Raw genomic sequence first — 22,916 nt, 5'->3', positions numbered from 1 at the left:
GTCCGTCAGGCCTCCGGCGTACCCGTGGCGAACCGGGCGCCCGGGGCCGGCGCGATCATCTCGGCGATCCGCTCCGGGGCCACCGCGCGGGAGTACAGCCAGCCCTGACCGGTGTCGCAGCCGACGCGGCGCAGCCGGGCCGCCTGGCCGGCGGTCTCCACGCACTCGGCGGTGACGGTCAGGCCGAGCCGGTGCGCGAGCTGCACCAGGGCCTCGACGATGGTCTCGTCGGCCGGGTTCGGGTGGGTGCCCTCCTCGTAGCGGAAGCCCCGTACGAAGGAGCCGTCCAGCTTCAGCACCGACACCGGGAGCCTGCTCAGGTAGGCCAGGTTCGAGTAGCCGGTGCCGAAGTCGTCGATGGCGATGCGCACACCCATGTCGCTGAGGGCCTGGAGGGCCTGGAGCGGCCGGCCCGCCGAGCCCATGACCGCGGACTCGGTCAGCTCCAGCTGGAGCAGCTGCGGGGCGAGCCCGGTCTCGGCGAGGATCTCCGCGACGTCCCCGACCAGGTCGGAGTCCCACACCTGGCGCACCGCCACGTTGACGGAGACGAAGACCGGCGAGTCGCTGGGCTGTTCGATCTGCCAGCGGCGTGCCTGCCGGCAGGCGGTGCGCAGCACCCACTGTCCCAGCTGCACGATGGAGCCGTCCTCTTCGGCGATCCCGATGAACCGATTCGGCGTCAGGACCCCGAACTGCGGGTGTTTCCAGCGGACCAGGGCCTCCACCCCGCGCACCACCCCGCTCTCCAGGTCGACCAGCGGCTGGTACTCCAGTGCGAACTCCCCGCGCTCCACGGCCGGGCGCAGGCTGGAGGAGAGGGCCTGCCGGGTCATCCGGTGGGCGTTGCGCTCGGGGTCGAAGAGGGTCCAGCGGGCCTTCCCGTCCGCCTTCGCCCAGTACAGGGTGGTGTCGGCGGCCTGCATCAGCCCCGTCGCGGAGGTTCCGGCCGCGTCCCGTTCGACCACGCCGATCGACGCGGACACCGACAGCCGCTGCCCGGCCAGGTCGAAGGGCTCCTGTACGGCGGCCAGGACGCTGCGCGCCAGGTCCGCGAGCTGCTCGGTGCCGGTGGAGTCCTCGACCAGCAGCGCGAACTCGTCCCCGCCGAGCCGGGCGACGAGGTGGCCGCCCGAGCGGCCGTAGCCGGACTGGTCGGCGCACTGGGTGAGCCGGGCCGCCACGGCGGTCAGCAGCCGGTCGCCGACCCGGTGGCCCAGGGTGTCGTTGACGGCCTTGAAGCCGTCGAGGTCGAGGTAGCACAAGCCGATCCGCCCGGTGCCGCCCGTTCCGTACGCGGAGGCCTCCAGGGCTGCCGAGAGCCGTTCGAAGAACAGCGCCCGGTTGGGCAGCCGGGTCACCGGGTCGTGCATCTGGAGGTGCCGCAGCCGGGCCTGGAGGTCGCGCCGGTCGCTGATGTCGGCGACGGACAGCAGGACGTCCTGGGTGCCGGTGACGGGCCCGAGGGTGACCTCCGTCCACAGCGAGTGCCCGTCGGGGTGCTTGAGGCGGCGCGTGCACCGCAGCCGGGCCTGCCGGCCACGCAGCACCTCCTGGTACGCCTGCCAGGTACGGGCCTCCGCCGCCAGGTCCACCAGATCGGCCGCGCACTGCCCGGCGAGGGCGTGCGGCTCGGCGCCCAGCAGGGCGGCCAGCGCCCGGTTCGCGGCGATCACCTCGCCGTCGCGGCCGACGACGGCCATGGCGAGGTGGGCCGCGTCGAAGGCGGCGCGGTAGTCGCGCGGTTCGGGCACGGCGGGCACCGCCGGGTGACGCTCCGTAAGGGCCGATCGGATGCGGTCGGCCGCCGAACCGGTCTCCTCTGAGGTTCCGCTCACCGTTGGCTCCCGCAGTGTTCGTGAGTGTCCGCGCAGGAAAGTGTGCCGATCATAGAGGCTGCCGGGAGGCCCTATCCAGCGGCGTCGCCGTGCGGGGCCCGGTCCGTCGCCGTGCTGACGCCTTCGGGGCGGGATGCTGACGGGGTGTCGGACGACGACGGCGCGACCGTTTGCGCGCACCTGTGAACGCCTGGTGACGACGGCTGATCCCAGGTGATCGATCGTGACGTTCTGTAGTTCCCGGCGTGAACTCCGGGGGTCACCGGCTTGCCGCACCGCTCACTCATGTGGGGCACCGGAACAGGACATTAATCAGACAATCGCCTCAAGGTGGATGAGACGGGACGAATCCACCAGCGGGAGGTCGACGTGCGGCGAGAGCAGACACCCGGGGGAGTGGACCGCTCCCGCATGCGAAGTACGGCCGCGGCCCTCACTTCGATGACGGCGCTCGCGGCCATGTCGCTCGTCGCCGGGCCCGCGGTGGCCGACACCGCCGCCGCCGGGCCGTGCGCGCTGACCCGGACGGCCGCCCACCACTCCCTCGGCGTGGACACCTGGAACAGCGCCTACCCCAAGCCGGAGCGCACTCTCAAGGCGGTCATGGTCTTCCTCTCCTTCCCCGGCCACCACCCGGCCGTGACGCCCCGGGAGCTGACGGCCGACTACTTCCCGGCGACCGGAGAGTTCTTCGAGCGGGCCTCCTACGGCCGCTTCCGGCTGGTCCCGCACCCGCAGGAGCGGTGGATCCGGATGCCGCGTCCGGCGACCGCGTACGGGATACAGCGCGACTGGGCGCCGGAGGACCGGGCGGCCTACTTGCGGGACGCGGTCGCCGCCGCCGACCCGCACGTGGACTTCGGCGCGTACGACGTCGTGTACTTCGTCGCGGACCCGGGCTCCCCCGGGGTGGACTCCGACGCCACGAAGGTCGTCAACTTCGACCGCCCGATCATGGCGGACGGCGCGGAGCTGCGGCGGATCGTGACCGTCTTCGAGCAGCACCCGCCGGACCGCAACGTGCTGGCGCACGAGACCGGGCACGTCTTCGACCTGCCCGACCTCTACCACCGGCCGGCGGACGGGAAGGGCGACTGGGACACGTACGTCGGTGACTGGGACGTCATGGGCAGCCAGTTCGGGATGGCTCCGGACCTGTTCGCCTGGCACAAGTGGAAGCTCGGCTGGCTCGACCCCGCGCAGGTGGACTGCGTACGGTCCGGCACCTCGCTGCACACCCTCCAGCCGCTGTCGGAGGCCCCGCCGCCGGGCGGTACGGGCGGGACCCGGCTCGCGGTGATCCGTACGGGCCCCGGCAGCGCGATCGCGGTCGAGGCGCGGGGTTCGGCCGGGAACGACGGGGACACCTGCACGGAGGGGGTCCTCGTCTACCGGGTCCGCAACGAGGCGGCCTCGGGCGGCGGCCCGATCGAGGTGCTGGACGGCCACCCGCGCACGGAGGCCTGCTGGGACCGCTCCGTGTACCCGCCGCTGGCGGACGCGCCGCTGGAGGTCGGGGAGACCTTCACGGTGCCGGGGGAGCGGATCACGATCGAGGTGGCGGACCGGACCCAGTCGGGCGCCTACACGGTGAAGATCACGACCTGAGGGTCGGTTTCCGGACACGAAGAAGGCCCCCGCTCCGAAGAGCGGGGGCCTTCTCCCGTCTGTGCGCCGCCAGGGACTCGAACCCCGGACCCGCTGATTAAGAGTCAGCTGCTCTAACCAACTGAGCTAGCGGCGCCTGCTGACGTGGTAGACATTAGCATCCGATTCGGCCGAACCAGAAATCGATACCGGGCCGCGGGCGGCGTGCAGGAAGGCCCAGAGCAGGGAGTCCGGTCCCGGGAGCCACGGAATCCGGGTGTCCGGGGCCACCAGCCAGCGCGACGGGCCGGGCGCGGCGGCCAGCGGGGGCACGGTGACGGCGTCCCCGTGGCCGTGGCAGAGCGGAGCCGGGGAGGCGGGCCCCCACTCCTCCCAGGCGAGCAGCGCCGGCAGCCGCTGCGCGGTGCCGGGGGCGGCGAAGAGCAGCATCCGGCCGCGGTGGACGGCGGCGGGGCCGGAGCCGGGGCCCTGCTCCCAGAGCAGGTCGAGCATCCGGCGGCCGAGGACGAGCGGAACGTTGACGACGTCGAACGCGGTCCCGCAGGGCAGCACGGCGGGCGCGTCGGGCCGGGACTCCCAGAGGGTGAGGGTCTGGTGCGGCCGCGCGGAAGCGGAGGCCAGCCAGGCGGCGCCCTGCGGGGTGACCTGGGTGGCGGGCGCGGTGCGTGCGTCGGGGCCGTCGAGGGCGGGGCAGCCGGCGGCCGTCGTCAGGGTCGTCATATGCCAGATGTACCCGGCGTAGTGCTCCGATTTCGCGGAGTTACGCAAAACCGGGACGGGGCGGGCGGTCCTGGGGTATGTTGCGCGGCGCATATGCCACAGGGCTCCGCCGGTCCGCGCCCGCCGGGCGGTGGGGCCCGGCGGGGGCGCGGGTGCGGAGGCGGACGGATGCGCGGGCCGCGTGGCTAGACGGTGTCCGGGGTGGCGCCGCGCTGGAGGTCCTCGCCGAATTCGATCATCTTGCGGGCGTAGTCCTCGGTCCACTCCGCGATCGCGGCGATGGCCTCCGGCGGGAGCCGGTCGAAGCGCCGGGGATCCGCCAGCTGCGCCGCCGCCACGGCCTGGAACTCCACCGCCCGGTCCTGCGCGGCCCGGAAGGCCAGCGTCAGCTCGGTGGCCCGGGTCAGCAGCTCGCGGGGGTCCTCGATCGACTCCAGGTCGAAGAAGTGCTCCGGGTCCGTGGCGGCCTCCGAGGGCTCGAAGAGCAGCGGTGCGGGCCGCTGCCTCCGCTCGGTCCGCTCGGGCTCTGCCATGCGTGTCCTCCTGCTGCGCTGCGAATCCTGGGCCACCCTCCATTGTCCAGCGTCGCGCAAGGGTGCCGGGGGTCAGGCCGCGGCGGGCTCCTTCAGCAGCGCGGCGACGTCGTCGAGGACGCCGGCGAGCCGGTCGGCGAGACCCTCCGGGGCCTGGAAGCCCTCGGCGCCGATCAGGCCGTTGACGCCGGGGACCGCCACCGAGCGCTCGGCGGGCAGCATGCCGAGCTGCGTGAGGACCGGCAGCAGCATCTGCGCGGCCGGGGCGCCGCCGGAGCCGCCCGCGCTGTAGCTGACCAGGCCGACCGGCTTGCCCTGCCACTCGCGGTAGAGGAAGTCGATGGCGTTCTTGAAGGGGGCGGTGAACCCGCCGTTGTACATCGGCAGGACGAAGACGAAGGCGTCGGCGGAGTCGACGAGCGCGCTCCACTCGCGGGTGTGCGGGTGGGCGTAGTTGCCGCTGGAGGCGTACTCGGGCTCGTCCAGGAACGGCAGGGCGACCTCGGCGAGGTCCACCGGGGTGACCTCGAAGGCGCCGTGCTCGCGGGCCTGGCCGGTGACCCACTCGGCGAGGGGGCGTCCCGAGGAGGTGGGGCGGGTGGCGGCGGAGATGACGAGCAGTCGGGTCATGGCGTGAACTCCCGTTGTGTTCAGGTGCGGTGTGCGGGTCGCAGTCTGGTTGTTGACGTGTCACCCAGGAAAATCGGTGCTGCGTGATATGTCAACTAGATTGTTGATGTGTCACCGACTTCGCTAGGCTGCCCCCATGACCGACGCGCCCGAGCCGGCCCACCCCCGCTGGCTCACCGAGTCCGAACAGCACGCCTGGTACGCCTGGCGCCGGATGTTCCCCCTGGTCAACGCGGAGATCGCACGCGACCTCAACCACGACAGCGCGCTCTCCGAAGCCGACTACGACGTCCTGTCCGTACTCGGTTCCACCGAGGGCCACCACATGCGGATCAGCGCCCTCGCCGTGTTGATGCAGTGGTCGCGCAGCCGCCTCTCCCACCAGATCAGCCGGATGCAGCAGCGCGGCCTCGTCCGCCGCGAGGACGTCGCCACCGACGGCCGCGGCGCCGAGGTGGTGCTCACCGCCGACGGGGTGGCCGCCATCACCGAAGCGGCCCCGCTGCACGTGGAATCCGTACGGCGGCACCTGATCGACGTCCTCACCCCCGAGCAGCTCCACGCCCTCGCCGACGCCGGCGAGGCCCTCCGCCGCCACTTCGGCATCACCCGCAAGGGCCACGCCGAGTAGGCCGTACGCTCGCCCCATGCACCGACCCGCCCCCCTGCCGCCGCCGCTGACCGAGGACGAGGTGGCCGACGCCGAGCGCGAACTCGGCATCCGCTTCCCGGCCGAGTACCGCGCCTACCTGCGCGGCCCCGACACGGGCGGGTTCGGCGTCGTGCGCACCGAGGACGGCTGGCGGTGGCCCGGGGACGACCGGCTGCGCCCGGACCTGCTGCCCGAGCCGTTCCCGCACCCCGACTCCTACGTGGAGGCCGACACCGTCCTCTGCGACGCGGAGCCCCGGGAGGAGGACTTCGACGACCCCGCCGAGATGACGGCGGCCTGGGACGCCTGGGACGCGGAGTGCGAGGAGTTCGAGGACCGCCGGACGGCGGGCGCGATGCGCCTCCAGGAGCACGGCTGCGGCTTCTCCACCCTGCTGGCGGTCTCCGGGCCGCTGGCCGGCACGATGTGGTGGGACGGGCGCTCCTCCCACGGCGTCATCGTCCCGCTCTCCCTCGACCACGCCGGCGCCGGCCGGCCCGCCACCTTCGGCGAATGGCTCGGCCGCGACTCCTGGGACCTGCTGCCGCCCGGCTGGCTCGGTCCCCTCCACTGAAATCCCCTGGCCCGGCCGGGGCGGACGCTGTTGGATGGCCCGATGGACGGCTACGAGATCTCCACGGACCCCGCCCGGCTCGACAACGAGCTGGTCCACCGCTGGCTTTCGCAGGACGCGTACTGGGCCCTCGGGCGCACCCGCGAGAGCCACGACCGGGCCGTCGGCTCCTCCCTCAACTTCGGCGCGTACGACAGCGTTTCGGGCGCCCAGCTCGGCTACGCGCGGATCGTCACCGACCAGGCCACCTTCGCCTGGCTCTGCGACGTGTACGTCGACCCCGGCGCGCGCGGCAAGGGCCTCGGCGGCGCCCTCGTCGAGGCCGTCAAGACCCACCTGGCCCCGTACGGCCTGCGCCGCATCATGCTGGCCACCGCCGACGCGCACGAGGTCTACGCCCGCGCCGGCTTCGCGCCGCTGGAGACGCCGGGCAAGTGGATGGCGTTCGGGGAGCAGTAGCCGTCCCGGCCGGCCGGTGCTCAGCCGTCCCAGGTCGCCTCGAACTCGCGGAAGCCCGCCGAGAAGAAGAGGCTCGGAACCCGCTCGTCGACCGGCCGGCCGTTCAGCCAGCACGCCCGGGAGGTCTCGCTCTCCGTGTCGAGCAGGCAGCACACGGCGCCGGAGGCGGCGGCGAGGCCGGTGAACACCTCGCGCACGCTCGCCGAACTCTCGAAGAGCCGGCTCATCTCGGACGTGGCCGCGGTGAAGTCCAGCAGCACGTGGCGGGGGTGGAGCGCCGACGCGAAGCAGCCCATGAGGTAGACGTACCCGATCGCGACCCGCCCGAGCCCGTCGGGCACCAGGCCGTAGCGGTCGGCGTAGGCGAGCACCGCGTCGTCGGCGCCGAACATGATGGTGGTGTCGAGGTCGAGCCCTCGGCCCGCCGAGCAGTCGACCGGCTCGCTCTTGAACCCGGACGTGAACGGGACGACGACCCGCTCACCGCCGGGCAGGGTGACCGTGAGCGGCGGCACCCGGTCGGTGGCCGGCGCCAGCCGGGCGAGCTCGCCGAGCGCCCGGCCGACGTTCCGCGCCGGCACGTAGATCTGATAGCCGTAGTCGAGCCCCATGCGCACCAACCCCTCGAAGACCGGACGGGATCCTCGCACGCCCCGCCCGCGCACGGCGCGCGGATTTCCGCCCGGAGCGGCCCCCTACGGCCGCCAGGGGACGCGGTGTTCGGCGAGGTGGGCCAGGACCGAGTGGTTCGCCTCCCAGCCGTCCGGGGCTGTGTCCGTCGGCCGCCTGCGGCGGCGTGCCGGACTCCGTCCGGCGGGCGGGGTCGCTACGGCCGCCAGGGGACGCGGTGTTCGGCGAGGTGGGCCAGGACCGAGTGGTTCGCCTCCCAGCCGTCCGGGAACTTGACCGTCACGCCCAGTTGCACCGGCTCCGTCGACGGGTGGTCGTCCAGCAGCTCCGCTATCCCCGCCCGGGCCACCACCACGCAGGCGTGCCGGTGCCGGGAGGCCAGGACGCACAGCCGGCCCGTCTCCAGGTGGAACGCCGTCGCGTCGGGGCGGCCCGACAAGGGGTGCAGGACCACCGTGAGGTCGTACTCACGGCCCTGCAGCCGGTTCGCGGTGTCGACCGTGACACCGGTGACGCCCAGGGCCGCCAGGGCCGTACGGACGGCCGCCGCCTGGTCGCGGTGGGCGGTGCCGACGGCGATGCGGTCCGGGGTCAGCGGGGTGGGGGCGGGGGAGCGTTCGTCGGAGGTCACCGCACCCCGGTCCAGGGCCCGGCGCACCACCAGGGCCACCGCCCGCACCGCCTCCGGGTCCGTGCGCGGGGTGTGCCGCGCGGGCAGCTCCAGCAGGCCCCAGCCCGACGCGGCGGCCTCGTCCAGGACCCGGTCCGGTCCCGAACCGTCCCCCGCGACCCCGTACGCGAGCCGCCGCTCGCCGGGACCGGTGCCGCTGCGGAACTGCGAGTACGGGTAGAAGGCGCGCGAGACCAGCGGCGCGGCCGTCGCCGGGAGCCGCCACGACACCGGCAGCCGGTGCTGCGGCAGCTGCGGGTTGTGCGCGAGGAGGGTCGACACCGCGCTGGCCGAAGGGTCGTACGACAGCCCGGCCCACTGCTCCGCGCCGACCACGCTGAACGGGTCCAGCTGCCCCGGGTCGCCCACGAACAGCGCCCGGTCGAACAGCCCGGCCACGGCCAGGAGCGCGTCCGAACGCATCTGGTACGCCTCGTCGACGATCGCGTGCTCCCAGGGTTCCGCGTCCTTCACGTACGCCCACTTCGCCGCCGTCGAGATGGTGACCGGCAGCTCCGCGAGGTCCGCCGGCTTGGCGGAGAGGGTGACCGACGGGAGCTCCCGCAGCGCCGGGTCGTAGGCGTCGCCGTCGCTGCTGTGCAGCCGGCCCACCTTCAGCTCCGGGTCCTTCTCGGCGAGCCGCAGCACCAGGTCGTCGACCTGCGCGTTGGTCTGCGCGACCACCATCAGCCGGCGCCCGGCGGCGGCCAGCTCCCGGGCCGCGCGCACCACGAGCGTGGACTTGCCGGCCCCGGGCGGGGAATCGACGACCACACCCCGCTCGCTGCCGTGCAGGGTGTCGTGGAGGATGGCGGCGGTCGCCCGGTCGGCGGCCGCGCCCGGGTCGAAGGCGGTGGTCACAGGAGGTCCTCGTCGGTCACGGCGTCCAGGGCGGGGGCGGTCGCGGACCCCGGGGGTCCGCCGTGCGTCCACGGGGTGTTCTCCGGGTCGGGCAGCTTCGGGCCGCCGCGCGCGTCGTGCTCGAAGAGCGTCCAGCAGTCCCGGTCGCCCTTCTCCGGCACCGAGCCCGCCACCGGCTCCCGGCCCGCGCCCATCTTGTCGAGGACGCGCAGCACCAGCTGCCCGTCCTCCTCGTACCGGACGAACTCGAAGGCCTGCTGGCGCCCGTCCAGTGAGCGGAACACCTTCCCGCCGCCCTCGTCCGCCAGCTGCGGCCGGTCCTCGGTGGCCACCGTGACCAGCGGGCGCGGGCGGGGGCGCCTGCCCTCCGTCCACTCCATCAGCACCTCGGTGACCTCACCGGCGAAGGCCTCGCCCGCGAAGCGCCGGGCCGCCATCACCAGCGGGTCGTCCAGCGCCTCCTGCGCGTCGAGGCGCACCTGCTCGGTCTCCCGCGTGGCCAGCTTCTGCGCCGCCGTCACCGCGTCGTCGCGGCGCGGCTGCGGCGGCTCGCCCGCCCGGACCCGGTCGCGGTGGCCGGTGAAGGACCAGCGGTCGCGGGTCCAGCGCTCCTCGGTGCGCTCGCCCGGCGGCAGGGCGCGCATCAGGTCGAGCGCCTCCCAGGTCTGCCACCACGCGGTCTGCATCTGGTCCACGACCAGCCGGCGGACCGCCCGCTCGGCGAGCCGCGCCCGGTCACCGTCACGGGGCTCGCCCGCCGCCCGTGCCGCGTCGAACTTCGCGATCGCCGGCGCCAGCAGCTTGTTGTCGAAGGCCGGGTCGGTGGCCGGGCCGGACGGCGGGACCAGCAACTGGCCGTCCGCGTCCCGGGCGAGTTCCACGCGCAGCGCCCGCTCGGCGCCCGAGACGCCCTCCGGCGGGTCGATCCAGCCGAGCAGCGCCCCGAGGTGCTGGTCCTCCAGGTTGCTCTGGCCGGTCGCCCAGTGCCGGCCCAGCAGCTCCGTGGCGGACAGCAGCATCGAGGAGCCGGGCACCCGGGAGCGCTCGGCGAGGTGCGTGAACCAGCGGCCCAGCAGCGGCACCTGAGTGGGCGCCGGGTACGGGTTGTCGGGGTCCTCCTCGGCGGTCCGCCGGAAGCGCATGGAGCGGCCCAGCAGGCGCACGTACTCGATGCCGGCCCGGCTCGGCACCACGATCTGCGGCGCGTCCACGCACAGTTCGGCCTCGACCTTGACCTTCTTCCCGGTCTCCGGGTCGGTCTCGGTGCGCTCGGCCGGCTCGACGACGTCCGCGTACGCGTCCACGTACGCCATCACGTGCTCGGCCAGCGCGGCCAGGAACTCCCAGCGCAGGTTCCGGTCGCGGGGCTGGGGTATGACGAAGATCCGCGGGTCGTTCGGGTCGGTGCCCAGCATCGCGCCGAGCGGCGCGCCCGCCTCACCGGCGGTGGTCAGCGGTACGAAGACCAGCGGGTTCGCGCTCAGGTGGCGGTGCCGCACGGTAGCGAGCGGCTGGGCGCGGCCCGCGCGGACCGCCTCCAGCCGGGCCAGGGTGCTCAGCAGGGGCATTCGGGGGTCTCCGGGGCCTGGTACGGGGGTCGGGCGGCGGCCTGTTCCAGGGCCTCGGCGCGCAGCCGGGCCGCCTGGCGCAGCGCGGCGGCGGTGGGGTCGTCGGCGGGGCCTTCGGCGGAGCGGGCCCCGGCGGCGGCCGCGAGGGCGGCCTCGACGGTGGCCAGGCCGCCCAGTTCGCTCCGTACGGAACGGCCGAGCGCGGCCGGGTCCCCGGCGGCGCGGGACCGCTCCCGGCAGTGGAAGGCGAGCTCGCAGGCGGCGAGGCACTCGGGGGCGTAGGCGGCGGAGACCGCGGAGACGGCCTCGGTCAGCTCGGCGGCGGGCCGCGCGGGGTCGAAGCACAGCCCCTCCGGCAGCCCCTCGGCCAGCTCCTCCACCCGGGTCAGCCGCTCCAGCTGCCGTCGGGTCACCGACCGCTCCCGGCGTACGTCCACGAGCGCGGCGGTGGGCAGGTTGGAGAAGTCCTTCGGGCAGACGAGCAGCACCTGGTGCCCCACCTCGGCGCCCTCCAGCTTCCCGGCGGTCTGCTCCAGGGCCAGCACGTACACGGCGGCCTGCCGTGCGGCGGCCCCCACCTTCGCGGCGTCGGCGGCCCCGTCGATCATCGGGAACGACTTGATCTCCACCACGGTCCAGCGGCCGTCGGGATGCACCACGACGGCGTCGGGCTCCAGGTAGGCGGGCGTGCCCGCGACCTCCAGGGCCAGCATCGGATGGTCCAGCAGCGTCCACGCCCGCGCGGCGGTCGCCTCCCGCAGGGCCAGCGCCGTCCGCGCGGCACGCCCCTCGGGCCCGGCGGCGGTCAGGTCGGGGACCCGGGAGTCAGGCCCGGGCGGCTCGGCCCCGCCCCCGAGGCGGGCGTGCGTCAGCCGCAGCAGCTCCACCCCGCCGTCGCCCTTGACCTTGGCCTCGAAGGAGTTGCCGCGCACGATCGCGAACTGCGACTGCCCGAAGGCGGCGGGGGAGCCCAGGGCCGCCGCGAGCGCGGTCTTGTCCACCCCGGCGCCGTCGAGCAGGGCCCGTCTGCCGCAGCCGGGATTGGCGGCGAGAGCGGCGAGCGCCCGGGCGTCGAGCGGGCGGGGCGGCACGGCGGGGCCGCGCAGGTCGGCGAGCCGCTGCCGCAGCGTCGTCGTCTGGGGCGGGCCGTCGGGCGGGTAGGAGCTCACGGGCGGAAGTGTCCCATCCGCCACTGACAACCGTGGTCATACGGCGGAAACGGTGGCCGCGGACCGGACGGAACGCCGGCCGTCCGCGTCGGGGATGATGGACGGACGACCCCGTCGCACCCGACGCGCTCACCGCACGTTCCACGGCGAACCCCCACGGACCGGGAGAAACACAGATGGCCCCCCGCATCCTGCTGGCCCGCCACGGCCAGACGGCATGGTCCCAGCTCGGCAAGCACACCGGCCGTACGGACGTGCCGCTGCTGGAGGAGGGCAGGCAGGGGGCGAAGCGGCTCGGCGAGCGCCTGGCCCGCGAACCCTGGGCGGGCCTGCGCGGCCTGGAGGTGCGCACCAGCCCGCTGGTCCGCGCGAGCGAGAGCTGCGACCTGGCGGGCTTCGGAGCCCAGGCCGACCCCTGGGACACCCTCATGGAGTGGGACTACGGCGACTACGAGGGCATGACCCCGGCCGAGATCCAGGCCGTCCGGCCCGGCTGGCTGATCTGGCGCGACGGGGTCCCCGGCGGCGAGTCCGTCGCCGACATCGCGGCGCGCGCCGACGAGGTCGTGACCTGGGCCCGCTCGGCGGAGCGCGACGTCCTCGTCTTCGCGCACGGCCACGTCCTGCGCACCCTCGCCGCCCGCTGGCTCGGCTTCGAGGCCTCCTTCGGCGCCCGCATCCGCCTGGACCCCACCTCCCTGTCGGTCCTGGGCTGGGCGTACGGAGCCCCGGCCCTGGAACGCTGGAACGACACGGGCCACCTGGAAGCCTGACCCCGCCGCCGACGCGCCCGGCGTCCGGCCGGGGCGGCAACAGACCAGGCGCCGCCCCGGCCAGGCCCCGTCGGGGGCGCGGCCAGGTCCCGTCGGGGGCGCGGGGAACCGCGCACCCGGCCCCACCGGCCCCGCACCCGGGACCCGGCGCCCCCCGCGGAGCGCCCCGCACCCGGTCCACCCGCGGAGCGCCCCGCGCTACGCCTCGGCGTGCCTCGTCAGGAACGCGCCCACGCGCGGGGAGCGCTGGTGCGGGACCAGGGTGCGGGCCGTGCCCGCCAGCATCGACCGGATGCGGGTCGACCGGACCTCCGTCAGCAGGTCCAGCACCCGGCCCCCCGCCCACGCCGCCTCGTCGGGCGCTCCCGCCCGGGCCAGGTCCTCGGCGAGCTCCGCCGTGTACAGGGCGACGTTCCGCGTGAAGTGCGGGTCCTGGAGGTCCGCCGCGCGCCGGGCGTGCCGGGCCGCGCGGGCGTGCTCCCCGAGCGCGGCCCAGCAGCGGGACTCCAGCGATTCCAGCTCCGCCTCGCCGAAGAAGGACATCCACTCCGGGTCGGCGGCCGAGGCGCCCTTCGCGAACTCGGCGTGCGCCCGCGCCAGCGACTCCTCGCAGGCCCTGCGGTCCCCGAGCCCCGCCCAGCCGCCCGCCTCCCGCAGCGCCAGCAGCGCCAGCAGCCGGGGTGAGCCCAGCGAGCGGGCCGCGCGCAGGCCCGCCTGGGCGGCGCGTACCGACTCGCGGTGGCGGCCGCGGTCCCGGGCCAGGAAGGCCATGTTGCTGAAGGCGTGCGCCTCCAGTGCCGCGTTGCCCGAGACCCGGGCCGTGGCGAGGGCTTCCGCGTAGTGCGAGCGGGCGTCCTCGAAGCGGCCCGAGTCGTGTGCCAGCCAGCCCACCGAGACGGCCAGCTCCCCGGCCCCCGCGTGCAGCCGGTCCTCGGTGGACTGCCGGGTGGCCCCCGCGTCGAGCAGCGCGTACGCGGTCCTCAGGGGCTGCGCCGCCCGCCGGTAGAGGGTGTCGGCACCGTGCCGGTCGTCCAGCAGCCGGATCTGGCGTACCGCGTCCTCGACGGCGGCGGCCTCGGCCTCGCCGGCGCGGGTGGGGACCCTGCGGCCGTCGCCGAGCAGGGTGAGGCTGAGCGTCGCGGCCGCCACGGTCGCGGAGCCGCCCGTCATGAACGCGCGACGCAGCACGTCGCTCTCCTTGGAACGCTGGATGAGGTGGGCGAGGACCGGCGGCGCGGGCGGTGCGGGCTGCGCGCGCTGCGCGGAGCGGCCGCGTACGGCCTCGCGGGGGGAGAAGCCGAGGTCGGCCAGGGTGCGGCCGGGGAACATCCGGAGGAAGACCCGCTCGTAGGCGTAGTTGGGGCAGCGGATCTCGCCCGATTCGACCCGGCCGATGTAGCGGGCGTCGCAGGAAACCGTTTCGCCGATCTCCCGGCCGGCGCGGCGGACCATGGCCGCGAACTCGGCCGGGGAGTGCGCTCCGCGCAGCCGGCGGAAGGAGGAGTTGGGTGAGTGGGGTGACGCCGCCATGGACGTGTGCCTCTCTGGACGATCCCAGGTGTCCCGCAGGACCCCGTCGATCCCTGTCGGTCTCGCCCCGGAGTCAGGGCTCCGGCGCGCATGAACGTACCGTCGGCGAGGGGCGCTCCATACGGTGTTTGGCTACAAAACGGATATCTCACCCGCGATCCGCCATGAACTGCCATCCTTTGCGGCGTCTTCCCGCCGCATCCGTTGACGCTTCCGTGCGTTGGACCCATGCGGATACGGATCGAGGAGGGGTTCCCCTTGGTGGAGGCCGGCATGGACAGCATCGGAACGAACACCGCGCCCGGACCCGGCGCGACCTCCCCGGCCCCGGCCCGCGGTCCGGTCCGCCCGCCCCTGGCCGCCGCGCCTCCCGCACCGCCCCTGGCCGCACCGCCCCTGGCCGCCGCGCCCCTCCCGCCGCAGGTCTCCCTCGCCGCCCCGGACCTGGTGACCGTACCCACCCGGCAGGGCCTGGAGGCGGTGGACATCATCCGGCGCGGGGCCGGCCGGGCCGCCCCCGGCGTGGGCCCGGTGCTGCACGACGGCTCCGGGGACACCCTCGGCTTCCTCGTCCCGCCCGGCACCGCCGACGCCTGGGACCTGCCCGGCAGCGCGTGTACGCAGACCAACGGGCGCGGCATGCGCTTCGGCGACGCCGCCTCGCCCACCTCGGGCGGTACGGGCTGGCTGCTGCCACCCGAGGCGGTGGGGCCGGTCACCGACCCGGAGGTGCTGCGCGCGGCGCTCGGCGAGGCGGCCCGGCTGATCGAGGCGGCCGACAACTGCCGCTGAGGCGCTGACCAGCCATAATGGTGGCGTGGCAGGCAAGGGCAAGGGCAGCAGGGGCAGCCGCGGCGGTGCGATACCGGCCGCGGGACCGGTCGTCGGGCAGGTGGGCGGCGGGCTCGCCGAACTGGCCCCGGACCGCGAGCGGTCCCGTGCCTGGACCCTGCTGATCGACGGGGCCCCGCAGTCCCACGTGGACCTGGACGACCCCGGGTACCTGGACTTCGCGTACCAGCGCCGGATCGGCCACCTGATCGACCTGATCGCGCCCGCCCGGCAGCCCCTGAACGTGGTGCACCTGGGCGGCGGCGCCTTCACCCTGGCCCGCTACACGGCCGCCGCCCGCCCCCGCTCCACGCAGCAGGTGGTGGAGGTCGACGGGGCCCTGGTGGCCTTCGTGCGGGAACACCTGCCGCTGGACCCGCAGGCGCGGATCCGCGTACGGGCCGTGGACGCGCGGGCGGGGCTCGCGAAGGTCCCGGACGGCTGGGCGGACCTGGTCATCGCGGACGTGTTCAGCGGGGCGCGCACCCCCGCCCACCTGACCAGCGCGGAGTTCCTGGACGAGGTGCGCCGGGCCCTCGCGCCCACCGGGTGGTACGTCGCCAACCTCGCGGACGGTCCGCCGCTGGCGCACCTGCGGGGCCAGGTCGCCACGGCCGCGTCGCGGTTCGGGGAGCTGGCGCTGGCGGCGGATCCGGTGGTCTGGCGGGGGAAACGTTTCGGCAATGCGGTGCTCGTGGCCTCCGACCGAGAGCTGCCCGTCGCGGAGTTCACCCGCCGCGTGGCGAGCGACCCGCACCCCGGCCGCGTCGAACACGGCCGGGCCCTGGCCGACTTCACCGGCGGCGCGGCCCCGGTGGCGGACGCCTCGGCGGTCCCTTCCCCGCAGCCTCCGCCCTCGGTCTTCCGGTAGGCCCTCGGGCCGTCACGGGTCGACGATCTCCACCGCCGGCGGGTGGTCGTGCCAGGTGCAGAACACCGACACCTCGCGGCTGCCCTGGGTGAAGGTGACGCGGATCCAGAAGTCCTGCTTCCAGACCTGCATCCGCCAGCCCGCCTCCGGGGTCGCCGAGACCAGCCCGGCCGAGGAGGTGCCGAGGTCGAAGACGACCCGGCCGCCCGACACCGCGTAGCTCTTCACCGTGCCGGAGCCGCCGCCCTGGCCGCCGTCCTGGGCCGGGCGCTGGCCGGGTGACGGCGGCTGCTTCGGCTTCGCCGGCGGGGACGCGGAGGCGCCGGCCGGGGCGGAGGCCGAGGGGGACGCGGACGGCGACGGCGACGCGGAGGCCGAAGCGGCCGGTGCCGGGTCCGGGCCCGGCGTGGCGGAGGACCGCGGCGGCGCGTCCGGGGCCCTGGCCGTCAGCGGCACCGCGAGCGGAGGATCGTAGGCCGTCCCCGACATGACGGTGTGCACGCCCCACCACGACAGGGTCACGGCGGCCGCGGTGGCCAGCACCCAGGCCATGGCGTGTACAGGTCCTCGTCGCATCAGGGCACATACTGCACCACACGTCACAGACCCGTCCCGGCACCTCCCCGGGTCGCCCGGATGGACTACGGTGCGGCCATGGCAAGTGTGCTCGTGGTCGAGGACGACCAGTTCGTACGTTCCGCCCTCATCCGGCACCTGACCGAGGCCTCCCACACCGTGCGGAGCGTCGGCACGGCCCTGGAGGCCCTGCGCGAAGTCGCCCACAACCGCTTCGACGTGGTCATCCTCGACCTCGGACTGCCCGACCTCGACGGGTCCGAGGCCCTGAAGATGCTGCGCGGCATCACCGACGTACCGGTCATCATCGCCACCGCGCGCGACGACGAGGCCGAGATCGTCCGGCTCCTCAACGACGGCGCCGACGACTACCTGACCAAACCTTTCTCCGTCGAGCACCTCTCCGCCCGCATGGCCGCCGTCCTGCGCCGCGCCCGCGCCGCCGCCGGGGCCGAACCGCCCTCCCGCGTCCTGCGCGTCGGCGGCCTCGCCATCGACCCGCTGCGCCGCCAGGCCGAGCTCGACGGTGCCGTACTCGACCTCACCCGCCGGGAGTTCGACCTGCTGGCCTTCCTCGCCGGGCGCCCCGGCGTGGTCGTGGCCCGGCGCGAGCTGCTCGCCGAGGTCTGGCAGCAGTCCTACGGGGACGACCAGACCATCGACGTGCACCTGTCCTGGCTGCGCCGCAAACTCGGCGAGACCGCCGCCCGCCCCCGCTACCTGCACACCCTGCGCGGGGTCGGCGTGAAGCTGGAACCGCCGCTGTGAGCGTCGGGCCATGAGGTGGGCGCTGGTCAAGGTGTGCCTCGCGGTCACGGCCATGGTGGTCCTGGCCTTCGCGGTGCCGCTCGCGATGGTGGTCCGGGAGATGGCCAGCGACCGGGCCTTCTCCAACGCCGAACGGCAGGCCGCCACCATGGGGCCGACCCTCTCCATCACCACCGATCCCGCGCAGCTGCGCCGGGCCGTGGAGTCCACCGAGATGGGCGCCGCCGGGCGGATGGCCGTCCACGTGCCCGCGATCGGCGGGAGCGCCGCCGTGGACATCGGCGAGGGCCGGGCCGGGGCGCACGCGGTGGCCGAGACCCGCTCCCTCGGCCGGGCGACCACCGCCCGCGTCCCCGGCGGGGGTTCCGCGCTGCTCCAGCCCATCGCCCTCGGCTCCGGGGACATCGCGGTGATCGAGATCTACGTGCCGGAGAGCGAGGTCAGCAACGGGGTCACCACCGCCTGGCTGATCCTCGGCGGGGTCGCACTCGCCCTCGTCATCGGCTCGGTGGCCGTCGCGGACCGGCTCGGCGCCCGCCTGGTCCGCCCCGCCGAACGGCTCGCGGACGCCGCGCACCAGCTGGGGGAGGGGAAGCTCGGGGCGCGGGTGCCCGAGGACGGCCCCAAGGAACTCCGGTCGGCGGCCGTCGCGTTCAACTCGATGGCCGACCAGGTCGTCGAACTCCTCGCCAACGAGCGGGAACTCGCCGCCGACCTCTCCCACCGGCTGCGCACGCCCCTGACGGTGCTGCGGCTCAACGCGGCCTCCCTCGGGGACGGCCCGGCCGCCGAGCACACCCGGGCGGCGGTCGAGCAGCTGGAACGGGAGGTCGACACGATCATCCGCACCGCCCGTGAGCAGCGACCGCCCGCCGGCGCGGCGACCGCCGGCTGCGACGCCGCCGAGGTGATCCGCGACCGGATGGCGTTCTGGTCGGCGCTGGCCGAGGACGAGGGCCGCGAGGTGCGGCTCGCGGGGGTGGACCGCACCGTGCGCATCCCGGTGGCCCGCCCCGAGCTGGCGGCCGCCCTCGACGCCATGCTCGGCAACGTCTTCCGGCACACCCCGGAGGCCACCCCCTTCGCGGTGGACGTGCACGACGCGGGGGACGCCGTCATCGTCCTCGTCTCGGACGCCGGCCCCGGCATCGCCGACCCGGACGCAGCCCTGCGGCGCGGCAACGACGGCGCCCGGGACGGCTCGACCGGGCTCGGCCTGGACATCGTGCGCCGGGTCGCCGAATCCACCGGCGGCGACGTACGGCTGGGGCGCTCGGTGCTCGGGGGGACCGAGGTACGGGTGTGGATCGCGCTGGACGACCGGGCCCGGGGCGGCGAGCGCGGTGCGCGCACCCGGCGCGCCCGCCGCAGGCGCCGGGGCGCCTGACCCGCCGGCCGGCCCCCTGGAACGGCAGCCAGCCCCCCCCGGCGCGGCAGGCCGGTCTCCCGGAACGGCCGCCCGTACCCGCCCCGGCGGGGCAACCGACGTACACCGGCACACCCCGGGGCGCGCCTCGCGGGGCGGAAGTGCCCAGGTCGGTACGGTCCGGCCCATGGACACCCTCATCTTCGGCGGGCTCCTCGCCACCCTCGTCGCCATGCACCGGGACACCTCCCGGACCGTGGTCCTCGGCGCCTGGTGGGTCATGCTGGTCGCCGTGCTGCTGCTGATGGCGCACCACATCACCAGCGGCCTCGCCCTGAACCTGAGCTACTGACCCGTGGCCACGATGAACAGCCTCCTGCCGGAGGCGCCGCCGGAGAACGGCCTGCTGGGGCGGGTCCAGTACTGGTTCGCCTGCTTCTTCGCCGCGGGCTGGACGGCCGTCGTCTGCGGCGGCCTCTTCTACCAGCTCGGGCTGTGGGAGTACCCGTGCCCGCTCTGCGTCGTGCAGCGGATGTTCATGCTGCTGGCGGCGATCGGAGCCGCGTACATCATCCGCACCGCGCTCACGGCCGGCGTGGTGACCGGCCGGGACTACATGACCGGCTGGGGCATGGCCCTGGTCGCCGTGACGGGCGGCGCGTTCACCGCGTGGCGGCAGACGATGCTGCACATCCTCCCCGGGGACGAGGGCTACGGCAGCACGGCGCTCGGACTGCACCTGTACGTGTGGGCGTGGATCCTCTTCTCCGCCTCGGCCGTCGCGATCGGCATCGTCCTCGCCCTCGCGCACGTCACTGCGGGCCGGACCGTCCCGACGGCCGCGCCGGGCCCGTACCGGACGGCGGGGATGGTCGTACTGGCCTTGCTGGGGCTGGTCATCGCCGTCAACGTGGTGGCGGTGTTCCTGGAGGAGGGCTTCCACTGGTTCCTGCCGGACGACCCGACCCGCTACCAGTTCTTCTACGACGTCGGGATCCTGGACTGACGACCGACGACCGACGACCGACGACCGACGACCGACGACCGACGACCGACGACCGACGGCCGACGACCGGCCCCGCAGCGGCCGCATCCCGCGCGGGCACGTGCAGGACCCGTCCCCGATGGGACATCCGCATGCGTTGCGCAGTCCTCGGCACCGGCGTCGTCGGCCGTACGGTGGCCGCCCCTCTGGTCTCCCTCGGCCGCGGGGCCGTCATCGGCACCGAGATGACGCTCCCGGTGCGGCTGCGCGTGATGGGCGCTCTCGGCCACTCGGAGTTCAACGTCCACGTCCAGTCGGCCACCTCCTCCGCCTGGCCCCCTCCGCCTGCCCCCTTCCTCCCCCCCACCGTCCGCCGGACGGCGGCGCAAATGTTGCCGCGCCCCCGTACCGCGCGAAGGGTGGCCGTGACGGAAGGAGCCACGCATGAGAGTCATGCTCAGGGCCCACATGGACACGGCCGCCACCAACGAGGGCATCAGGAGCGGCGCCCTGCCCCAGGCCATCAAGGCCCTGATGGAGAAGGTCAAGCCGGAGGCGGCCTACTTCGGCCTCCACGAGGGCGTGCGTTCCTGCTGGATCGTCTTCGACCTCCAGGACAGCGCGAAGCTGCCGCCGCTCCTGGAGGACCTCTTCCTCCAGTTCAACGCCGAGCTGGAAGTCGGCCCGGTCATGAACGCGGAAGACCTGGCGAGGGGTCTGTCGGAGATGAAGTCCTCGCCGTGACGTCGCCCCGCCCGAACCGGACCCGCCCCGAGGCCGCCACCGCCAGCACGGCCGACGCGGTCACCGCCGCGCACGCGACGGCGAACGCGGCCCGGTGCCCGTACGAGGCGGCCAGCGGCCCGGACACGGCCGCCGCGAGGGCCTGACCGACGATCAGGCCACTGCCGAGCACGGTCATGGCCTCGCCCATCCGCTCCGCCGGGCCGGTCCGCTCGACCAGCCCGAACAGCGCGATCAGGTGCGGGGCCACGGCCAGTCCGATCCCCGCGACCGCCGCCGTCGCACCCCACAGCCCCGACACCGCGAGCAGCGGCAGGGTCAGCACCGCCTGGATCCCGACCGTCCACCGCAGCCGCACCGCCAGGTCTGCGGAGCCGGGCCGGGCCACCGTCAGGAAGCCGGCGACCGAACTCGTCACCGCCATCGCCGCCCACACCAGCCCGGCCGCGCCGCCCTCGCCCAGGGACCCCGCCAGGGCGTTGACCCCCGTGTTGGCCCCGCTGAACGCGGCCCCCTGGAGCACGGCCATCGTGAACAGCAGGGCCAGCCCCGGCGACCACAGCCGTACGCCGCCCCGCGCGCCCCCCGCCGCGAGCGGCCCGGGCGCGCTGGGGTGCAGGGCGAACAGGGTCCCCGACACCAGGATCAGGAGTGCCGCCAGCACCAGCGCCGAGGCGGGGTGCACGGTCACCGCGAGGATCCCGGCCAGCGCGGGCCCCACCACGAACCCGACCTCGTCGAGGGTGGTGTCGAAGGACAGCGCGGAGTCCAACAGGGCCTTGTCCTCCCCGGCCAGCCGCGCCCAGCGGGCCCGCGCCAGCGGCCCCACCTGCGGCACGGTCAGCCCGGCCGCCACCGCGAGGGCGACCGGGGCGGCCAGCGGCAGCCCGGCCAGCACGGCGGCGACCAGGGCGCACAGCACGGCGGCGTTCGCGGCGCAGGCGACGAGCAGCACCGGGCGGTGGCCGCGCCGGTCGGCCAGCCTCCCGATGACCGGGCCGCCCAGGGCCTGGCCCAGCCAGAGCGCCGCCGCGACGGCGCCGGCGTGGCCGATGCCGTCCCGGTCGTTGATCAGCAGCAGCGTCCCGATGGGGCACAGCGCGGCGGGCAGCCGGGCCAGGAACGCGTGGATGGGCAGGGTGCGGCCGCCGAGGGCGAACACCCCGCGGAATCCGGCGGGAGCGGTCCCGGCCGTGGCCGGGGACGCGGTGGAAGGGGACATGCGGACAACCTCCATCCGCACGCCGACCCTCCCGTTTCTCCGGCGCGCGCCGTTGCCCGTAGGGCGGGACGCTAGCCGCGGAACGCCCGCTTCGGAAGCCCCCGCCGGTGGGAGCGCTCCCGCCCCTACCAGCGGGTAGATTCGCAGCGGGAGGCAGCCATGAACGGTCACGGGCGCGGGCGGGGACGGCCGACCCTGGAGGAGGTCGCCCTGCGGGCCGGGGTCGGGCGCGGCACCGTCTCCCGGGTCGTGAACGGCCTGCCGGGGGTCAGCGAGCGCACCCGGGCGGCCGTCGAGGCGGCCGTCGCCGAGCTGGGGTACGTCCCCGACCGCGCGGCCCGGGCGCTGGCCGCCGACCGGGCCGGAGCCGTCGCCCTGGTGCTGCCCGAGCCGCACTCCCCCTTCATCACCGAGCCCTGCTTCTCCGGCATCCTGCGCGGGGCCGCCGAGGCGCTGGCGGGGGCCGGGGTGGAGCTGGTCCTCGCCCCCGGGGGCGGTGCGGCCGGGCTGTCGGGCCACCGGGTCGACGGGGTGCTGCTGCTGACGGCGGGCGCGGGGGAGCCGCCGCCGGGGATCCCGGCGGTGGCCGGTGGACGCGGGGCGGCCGCCGGGACGCTGCCGAGCGTGGACTGCGATCACCTGGGGGGCGCCGCCGAGGCCGTGCGGCACCTGCTGGGGCGGGGCCGGCGGACGATAGCCGCCATCGCGGGCCCGCCCGAGGACGACGGGGCCCGGCGCCGCCTGCAGGGATACCGGCGGGCCCTGGCCGCCGCCGGGCGGCCCGCGGACGAACTGCTCGTCGCCGCCGGCGGCCCCGGCGAGGACGGCGGCCGGCGGGCGATGCGGGAACTGCTGGAGCGCAGGCCGGCCCTGGACGCGGTCTTCGCCGCCTCCGACCTGCTGGCGGCGGGCGCCCGGCGGGAGCTGCGCGCGGCCGGGCGGGGGGTGCCGGGGGACGTGGCGCTGGTGGGCTTCGGCGACTCGCCGCTGGCCCGCCACCTGGATCCGCCGCTGACCAGCGTGCGGGCGCCCGCCGAGGAACTGGGCCGGACGATGGCGCGGCTCCTGCTGGCCCGGATCTCGGGCGGGAAGCCCCGGGAGCGGGAGGAGGTCGTCCTGCCGACGGAGCTGATCGTCCGGGGGTCGACGTGAAGGCGCGGCGGCCCGTGGAGCCCCCGGCGGCCGCTCTGGGCCCCGGCCCCTCCCGTACACGCAGAAGGCCCCGGTCCGCTCTCGCGAACCGGGGCCTTCCCACAGGGTGAGTGACGGGACTTGAACCCGCGGCCACCTGGACCACAACCAGGTGCTCTACCAGCTGAGCTACACCCACCATGTCCG

24 protein-coding genes and 2 tRNA genes are annotated in these 22,916 nt (G+C 75.2%); 13 read left to right on the top strand and 13 right to left on the bottom strand.

The genetic code is table 11. The features are described 5' to 3' along the window. Positions 1-5: 5 nt before the first annotated feature. A complete protein-coding gene (locus tag AC069X_RS18285) occupies positions 6-1,838 on the bottom strand; it encodes a putative bifunctional diguanylate cyclase/phosphodiesterase (protein ID WP_478729609.1) in 1,833 nt (610 codons plus the stop codon). Positions 1,839-2,249: 411 nt separating this feature from the next. Here AC069X_RS18285 and AC069X_RS18280 point away from each other — a divergent pair, with 411 nt between their 5' ends. Further along, entirely contained in the window at positions 2,250-3,446 is a 1,197-nt protein-coding gene (locus AC069X_RS18280) for a M6 family metalloprotease domain-containing protein (protein ID WP_478729608.1), read from the top strand. 62 nt (positions 3,447-3,508) lie between these two features. Here the strand turns inward: AC069X_RS18280 and AC069X_RS18275 are convergent. The 4 genes from AC069X_RS18275 to AC069X_RS18260 form a co-directional block, all read right to left on the bottom strand. Further along, positions 3,509-3,582: transfer RNA gene (locus tag AC069X_RS18275), tRNA-Lys, on the bottom strand. Continuing rightward, positions 3,573-4,166 carry a bifunctional DNA primase/polymerase gene (locus AC069X_RS18270; RefSeq protein WP_478729607.1) on the bottom strand — a complete coding sequence of 198 codons (594 nt, stop codon included), beginning with the start codon at positions 4,164-4,166 and terminating at the stop codon, positions 3,573-3,575. The genes AC069X_RS18275 and AC069X_RS18270 overlap by 10 nt, the downstream gene beginning before the upstream one ends. 185 nt (positions 4,167-4,351) lie before the next feature. Next, a complete protein-coding gene (locus tag AC069X_RS18265; RefSeq protein ID WP_478729606.1) occupies positions 4,352-4,699 on the bottom strand; it encodes a hypothetical protein in 348 nt (115 codons plus the stop codon). Between the two features lie 72 nt (positions 4,700-4,771). Then, on the bottom strand, positions 4,772-5,329 hold the full coding sequence (locus AC069X_RS18260; RefSeq protein WP_478729605.1) for an NADPH-dependent FMN reductase: 558 nt from the start codon (positions 5,327-5,329) through the stop codon (positions 4,772-4,774). Positions 5,330-5,465: 136 nt separating this feature from the next. On the opposite strand from AC069X_RS18260, the gene AC069X_RS18255 reads away from it, so the two are divergent. From AC069X_RS18255 to AC069X_RS18245, 3 genes are read left to right on the top strand one after another with little or no spacing between them, the layout of a single operon-like run. After that, positions 5,466-5,960: a MarR family winged helix-turn-helix transcriptional regulator gene (locus AC069X_RS18255; protein ID WP_478729604.1), complete on the top strand. Its 495-nt coding sequence runs from the start codon at positions 5,466-5,468 to the stop codon at positions 5,958-5,960. 16 nt (positions 5,961-5,976) lie between these two features. Beyond that, positions 5,977-6,555: an SMI1/KNR4 family protein gene (locus AC069X_RS18250; protein ID WP_478729603.1), complete on the top strand. Its 579-nt coding sequence runs from the start codon at positions 5,977-5,979 to the stop codon at positions 6,553-6,555. A 42-nt stretch (positions 6,556-6,597) separates the two neighbouring features. Continuing rightward, positions 6,598-7,014 carry a GNAT family N-acetyltransferase gene (locus AC069X_RS18245; RefSeq protein WP_478729602.1) on the top strand — a complete coding sequence of 139 codons (417 nt, stop codon included), beginning with the start codon at positions 6,598-6,600 and terminating at the stop codon, positions 7,012-7,014. Positions 7,015-7,034: 20 nt separating this feature from the next. Here AC069X_RS18245 and AC069X_RS18240 read toward each other — a convergent pair whose 3' ends face one another. The 4 genes from AC069X_RS18240 to AC069X_RS18225 form a co-directional block, all read right to left on the bottom strand. Next, complete coding sequence (locus AC069X_RS18240) at positions 7,035-7,625, bottom strand: hypothetical protein (protein ID WP_478729601.1); 591 nt, start codon at positions 7,623-7,625, stop codon at positions 7,035-7,037. Positions 7,626-7,840: 215 nt separating this feature from the next. Beyond that, complete coding sequence (locus AC069X_RS18235) at positions 7,841-9,175, bottom strand: AAA domain-containing protein (protein WP_478729600.1); 1,335 nt, start codon at positions 9,173-9,175, stop codon at positions 7,841-7,843. After that, entirely contained in the window at positions 9,172-10,743 is a 1,572-nt protein-coding gene (locus tag AC069X_RS18230; RefSeq protein WP_478729599.1) for a hypothetical protein, read from the bottom strand. Before AC069X_RS18230 ends, AC069X_RS18235 begins: the two co-directional genes overlap by 4 nt. Further along, entirely contained in the window at positions 10,731-11,912 is a 1,182-nt protein-coding gene (locus tag AC069X_RS18225) for a hypothetical protein (protein WP_478729598.1), read from the bottom strand. Before AC069X_RS18225 ends, AC069X_RS18230 begins: the two co-directional genes overlap by 13 nt. A gap of 176 nt (positions 11,913-12,088) precedes the next feature. Here AC069X_RS18225 and AC069X_RS18220 point away from each other — a divergent pair, with 176 nt between their 5' ends. Beyond that, the gene (locus AC069X_RS18220) at positions 12,089-12,685 is read left to right on the top strand and encodes a histidine phosphatase family protein (protein WP_478729597.1); all 597 of its coding nucleotides are present in this window, start codon (positions 12,089-12,091) and stop codon (positions 12,683-12,685) included. Positions 12,686-12,883: 198 nt separating this feature from the next. Here the strand turns inward: AC069X_RS18220 and AC069X_RS18215 are convergent, their stop codons facing one another. Beyond that, entirely contained in the window at positions 12,884-14,215 is a 1,332-nt protein-coding gene (locus tag AC069X_RS18215; protein WP_478729596.1) for a tetratricopeptide repeat protein, read from the bottom strand. Positions 14,216-14,488: 273 nt separating this feature from the next. On the opposite strand from AC069X_RS18215, the gene AC069X_RS18210 reads away from it, so the two are divergent. Beyond that, on the top strand, positions 14,489-15,007 hold the full coding sequence (locus tag AC069X_RS18210) for a hypothetical protein (protein ID WP_478729595.1): 519 nt from the start codon (positions 14,489-14,491) through the stop codon (positions 15,005-15,007). A 25-nt stretch (positions 15,008-15,032) separates the two neighbouring features. After that, on the top strand, positions 15,033-15,917 hold the full coding sequence (locus AC069X_RS18205; RefSeq protein WP_478729594.1) for a spermidine synthase: 885 nt from the start codon (positions 15,033-15,035) through the stop codon (positions 15,915-15,917). Positions 15,918-15,929: 12 nt separating this feature from the next. On the opposite strand, the gene AC069X_RS18200 is transcribed toward AC069X_RS18205, so the two are convergent. Continuing rightward, complete coding sequence (locus AC069X_RS18200; protein ID WP_478729593.1) at positions 15,930-16,493, bottom strand: hypothetical protein; 564 nt, start codon at positions 16,491-16,493, stop codon at positions 15,930-15,932. A 78-nt stretch (positions 16,494-16,571) separates the two neighbouring features. Here AC069X_RS18200 and AC069X_RS18195 point away from each other — a divergent pair, with 78 nt between their 5' ends. From AC069X_RS18195 to AC069X_RS18175, 5 genes are all read left to right on the top strand, one after another. Beyond that, complete coding sequence (locus tag AC069X_RS18195; protein ID WP_185899126.1) at positions 16,572-17,261, top strand: response regulator transcription factor; 690 nt, start codon at positions 16,572-16,574, stop codon at positions 17,259-17,261. Between the two features lie 10 nt (positions 17,262-17,271). Continuing rightward, a complete protein-coding gene (locus AC069X_RS18190; RefSeq protein WP_478729592.1) occupies positions 17,272-18,648 on the top strand; it encodes a sensor histidine kinase in 1,377 nt (458 codons plus the stop codon). A 166-nt stretch (positions 18,649-18,814) separates the two neighbouring features. Then, complete coding sequence (locus tag AC069X_RS18185; RefSeq protein ID WP_478729591.1) at positions 18,815-18,979, top strand: DUF5993 family protein; 165 nt, start codon at positions 18,815-18,817, stop codon at positions 18,977-18,979. Between the two features lie 12 nt (positions 18,980-18,991). Next, complete coding sequence (locus AC069X_RS18180; protein ID WP_478729702.1) at positions 18,992-19,633, top strand: disulfide bond formation protein B; 642 nt, start codon at positions 18,992-18,994, stop codon at positions 19,631-19,633. Positions 19,634-20,056: 423 nt separating this feature from the next. Next, positions 20,057-20,356 carry a hypothetical protein gene (locus AC069X_RS18175; RefSeq protein ID WP_478729590.1) on the top strand — a complete coding sequence of 100 codons (300 nt, stop codon included), beginning with the start codon at positions 20,057-20,059 and terminating at the stop codon, positions 20,354-20,356. On the opposite strand, the gene AC069X_RS18170 is transcribed toward AC069X_RS18175, so the two are convergent. Further along, entirely contained in the window at positions 20,301-21,578 is a 1,278-nt protein-coding gene (locus AC069X_RS18170; protein ID WP_478729589.1) for an MFS transporter, read from the bottom strand. The two genes, AC069X_RS18175 and AC069X_RS18170, sit on opposite strands and share 56 nt — an antisense overlap. Before the next feature lie 159 nt (positions 21,579-21,737). Here AC069X_RS18170 and AC069X_RS18165 point away from each other — a divergent pair, with 159 nt between their 5' ends. Then, complete coding sequence (locus AC069X_RS18165; protein ID WP_478729588.1) at positions 21,738-22,730, top strand: LacI family DNA-binding transcriptional regulator; 993 nt, start codon at positions 21,738-21,740, stop codon at positions 22,728-22,730. Between the two features lie 105 nt (positions 22,731-22,835). Here the strand turns inward: AC069X_RS18165 and AC069X_RS18160 are convergent. Next, positions 22,836-22,908 (bottom strand) — tRNA-His (locus tag AC069X_RS18160). Positions 22,909-22,916 lie beyond the last annotated feature (8 nt).

Source organism: Streptomyces sp. NPDC043896 (genome assembly GCF_056435605.1).
This window is presented reverse-complemented; position numbering and strand designations above follow the sequence as displayed.

Coding starts and splice junctions, on each gene's coding strand:
- AC069X_RS18250 (WP_478729603.1), top strand. CDS start 5,977: ATGCACCGACCCGCCCCCCTGCCGCCGCCGCTGACCGAGGACGAGGTG.
- AC069X_RS18280 (WP_478729608.1), top strand. CDS start 2,250: ATGCGAAGTACGGCCGCGGCCCTCACTTCGATGACGGCGCTCGCGGCC.
- AC069X_RS18215 (WP_478729596.1), bottom strand. CDS start 14,215: ATGGCGGCGTCACCCCACTCACCCAACTCCTCCTTCCGCCGGCTGCGC.
- AC069X_RS18220 (WP_478729597.1), top strand. CDS start 12,089: ATGGCCCCCCGCATCCTGCTGGCCCGCCACGGCCAGACGGCATGGTCC.
- AC069X_RS18185 (WP_478729591.1), top strand. CDS start 18,815: ATGGACACCCTCATCTTCGGCGGGCTCCTCGCCACCCTCGTCGCCATG.
- AC069X_RS18180 (WP_478729702.1), top strand. CDS start 18,992: ATGAACAGCCTCCTGCCGGAGGCGCCGCCGGAGAACGGCCTGCTGGGG.
- AC069X_RS18170 (WP_478729589.1), bottom strand. CDS start 21,578: ATGTCCCCTTCCACCGCGTCCCCGGCCACGGCCGGGACCGCTCCCGCC.
- AC069X_RS18165 (WP_478729588.1), top strand. CDS start 21,738: ATGAACGGTCACGGGCGCGGGCGGGGACGGCCGACCCTGGAGGAGGTC.
- AC069X_RS18270 (WP_478729607.1), bottom strand. CDS start 4,166: ATGACGACCCTGACGACGGCCGCCGGCTGCCCCGCCCTCGACGGCCCC.
- AC069X_RS18210 (WP_478729595.1), top strand. CDS start 14,489: ATGGACAGCATCGGAACGAACACCGCGCCCGGACCCGGCGCGACCTCC.
- AC069X_RS18265 (WP_478729606.1), bottom strand. CDS start 4,699: ATGGCAGAGCCCGAGCGGACCGAGCGGAGGCAGCGGCCCGCACCGCTG.
- AC069X_RS18195 (WP_185899126.1), top strand. CDS start 16,572: ATGGCAAGTGTGCTCGTGGTCGAGGACGACCAGTTCGTACGTTCCGCC.
- AC069X_RS18175 (WP_478729590.1), top strand. CDS start 20,057: ATGAGAGTCATGCTCAGGGCCCACATGGACACGGCCGCCACCAACGAG.
- AC069X_RS18230 (WP_478729599.1), bottom strand. CDS start 10,743: ATGCCCCTGCTGAGCACCCTGGCCCGGCTGGAGGCGGTCCGCGCGGGC.
- AC069X_RS18240 (WP_478729601.1), bottom strand. CDS start 7,625: ATGGGGCTCGACTACGGCTATCAGATCTACGTGCCGGCGCGGAACGTC.
- AC069X_RS18245 (WP_478729602.1), top strand. CDS start 6,598: ATGGACGGCTACGAGATCTCCACGGACCCCGCCCGGCTCGACAACGAG.
- AC069X_RS18190 (WP_478729592.1), top strand. CDS start 17,272: ATGAGGTGGGCGCTGGTCAAGGTGTGCCTCGCGGTCACGGCCATGGTG.
- AC069X_RS18260 (WP_478729605.1), bottom strand. CDS start 5,329: ATGACCCGACTGCTCGTCATCTCCGCCGCCACCCGCCCCACCTCCTCG.
- AC069X_RS18255 (WP_478729604.1), top strand. CDS start 5,466: ATGACCGACGCGCCCGAGCCGGCCCACCCCCGCTGGCTCACCGAGTCC.
- AC069X_RS18200 (WP_478729593.1), bottom strand. CDS start 16,493: ATGCGACGAGGACCTGTACACGCCATGGCCTGGGTGCTGGCCACCGCG.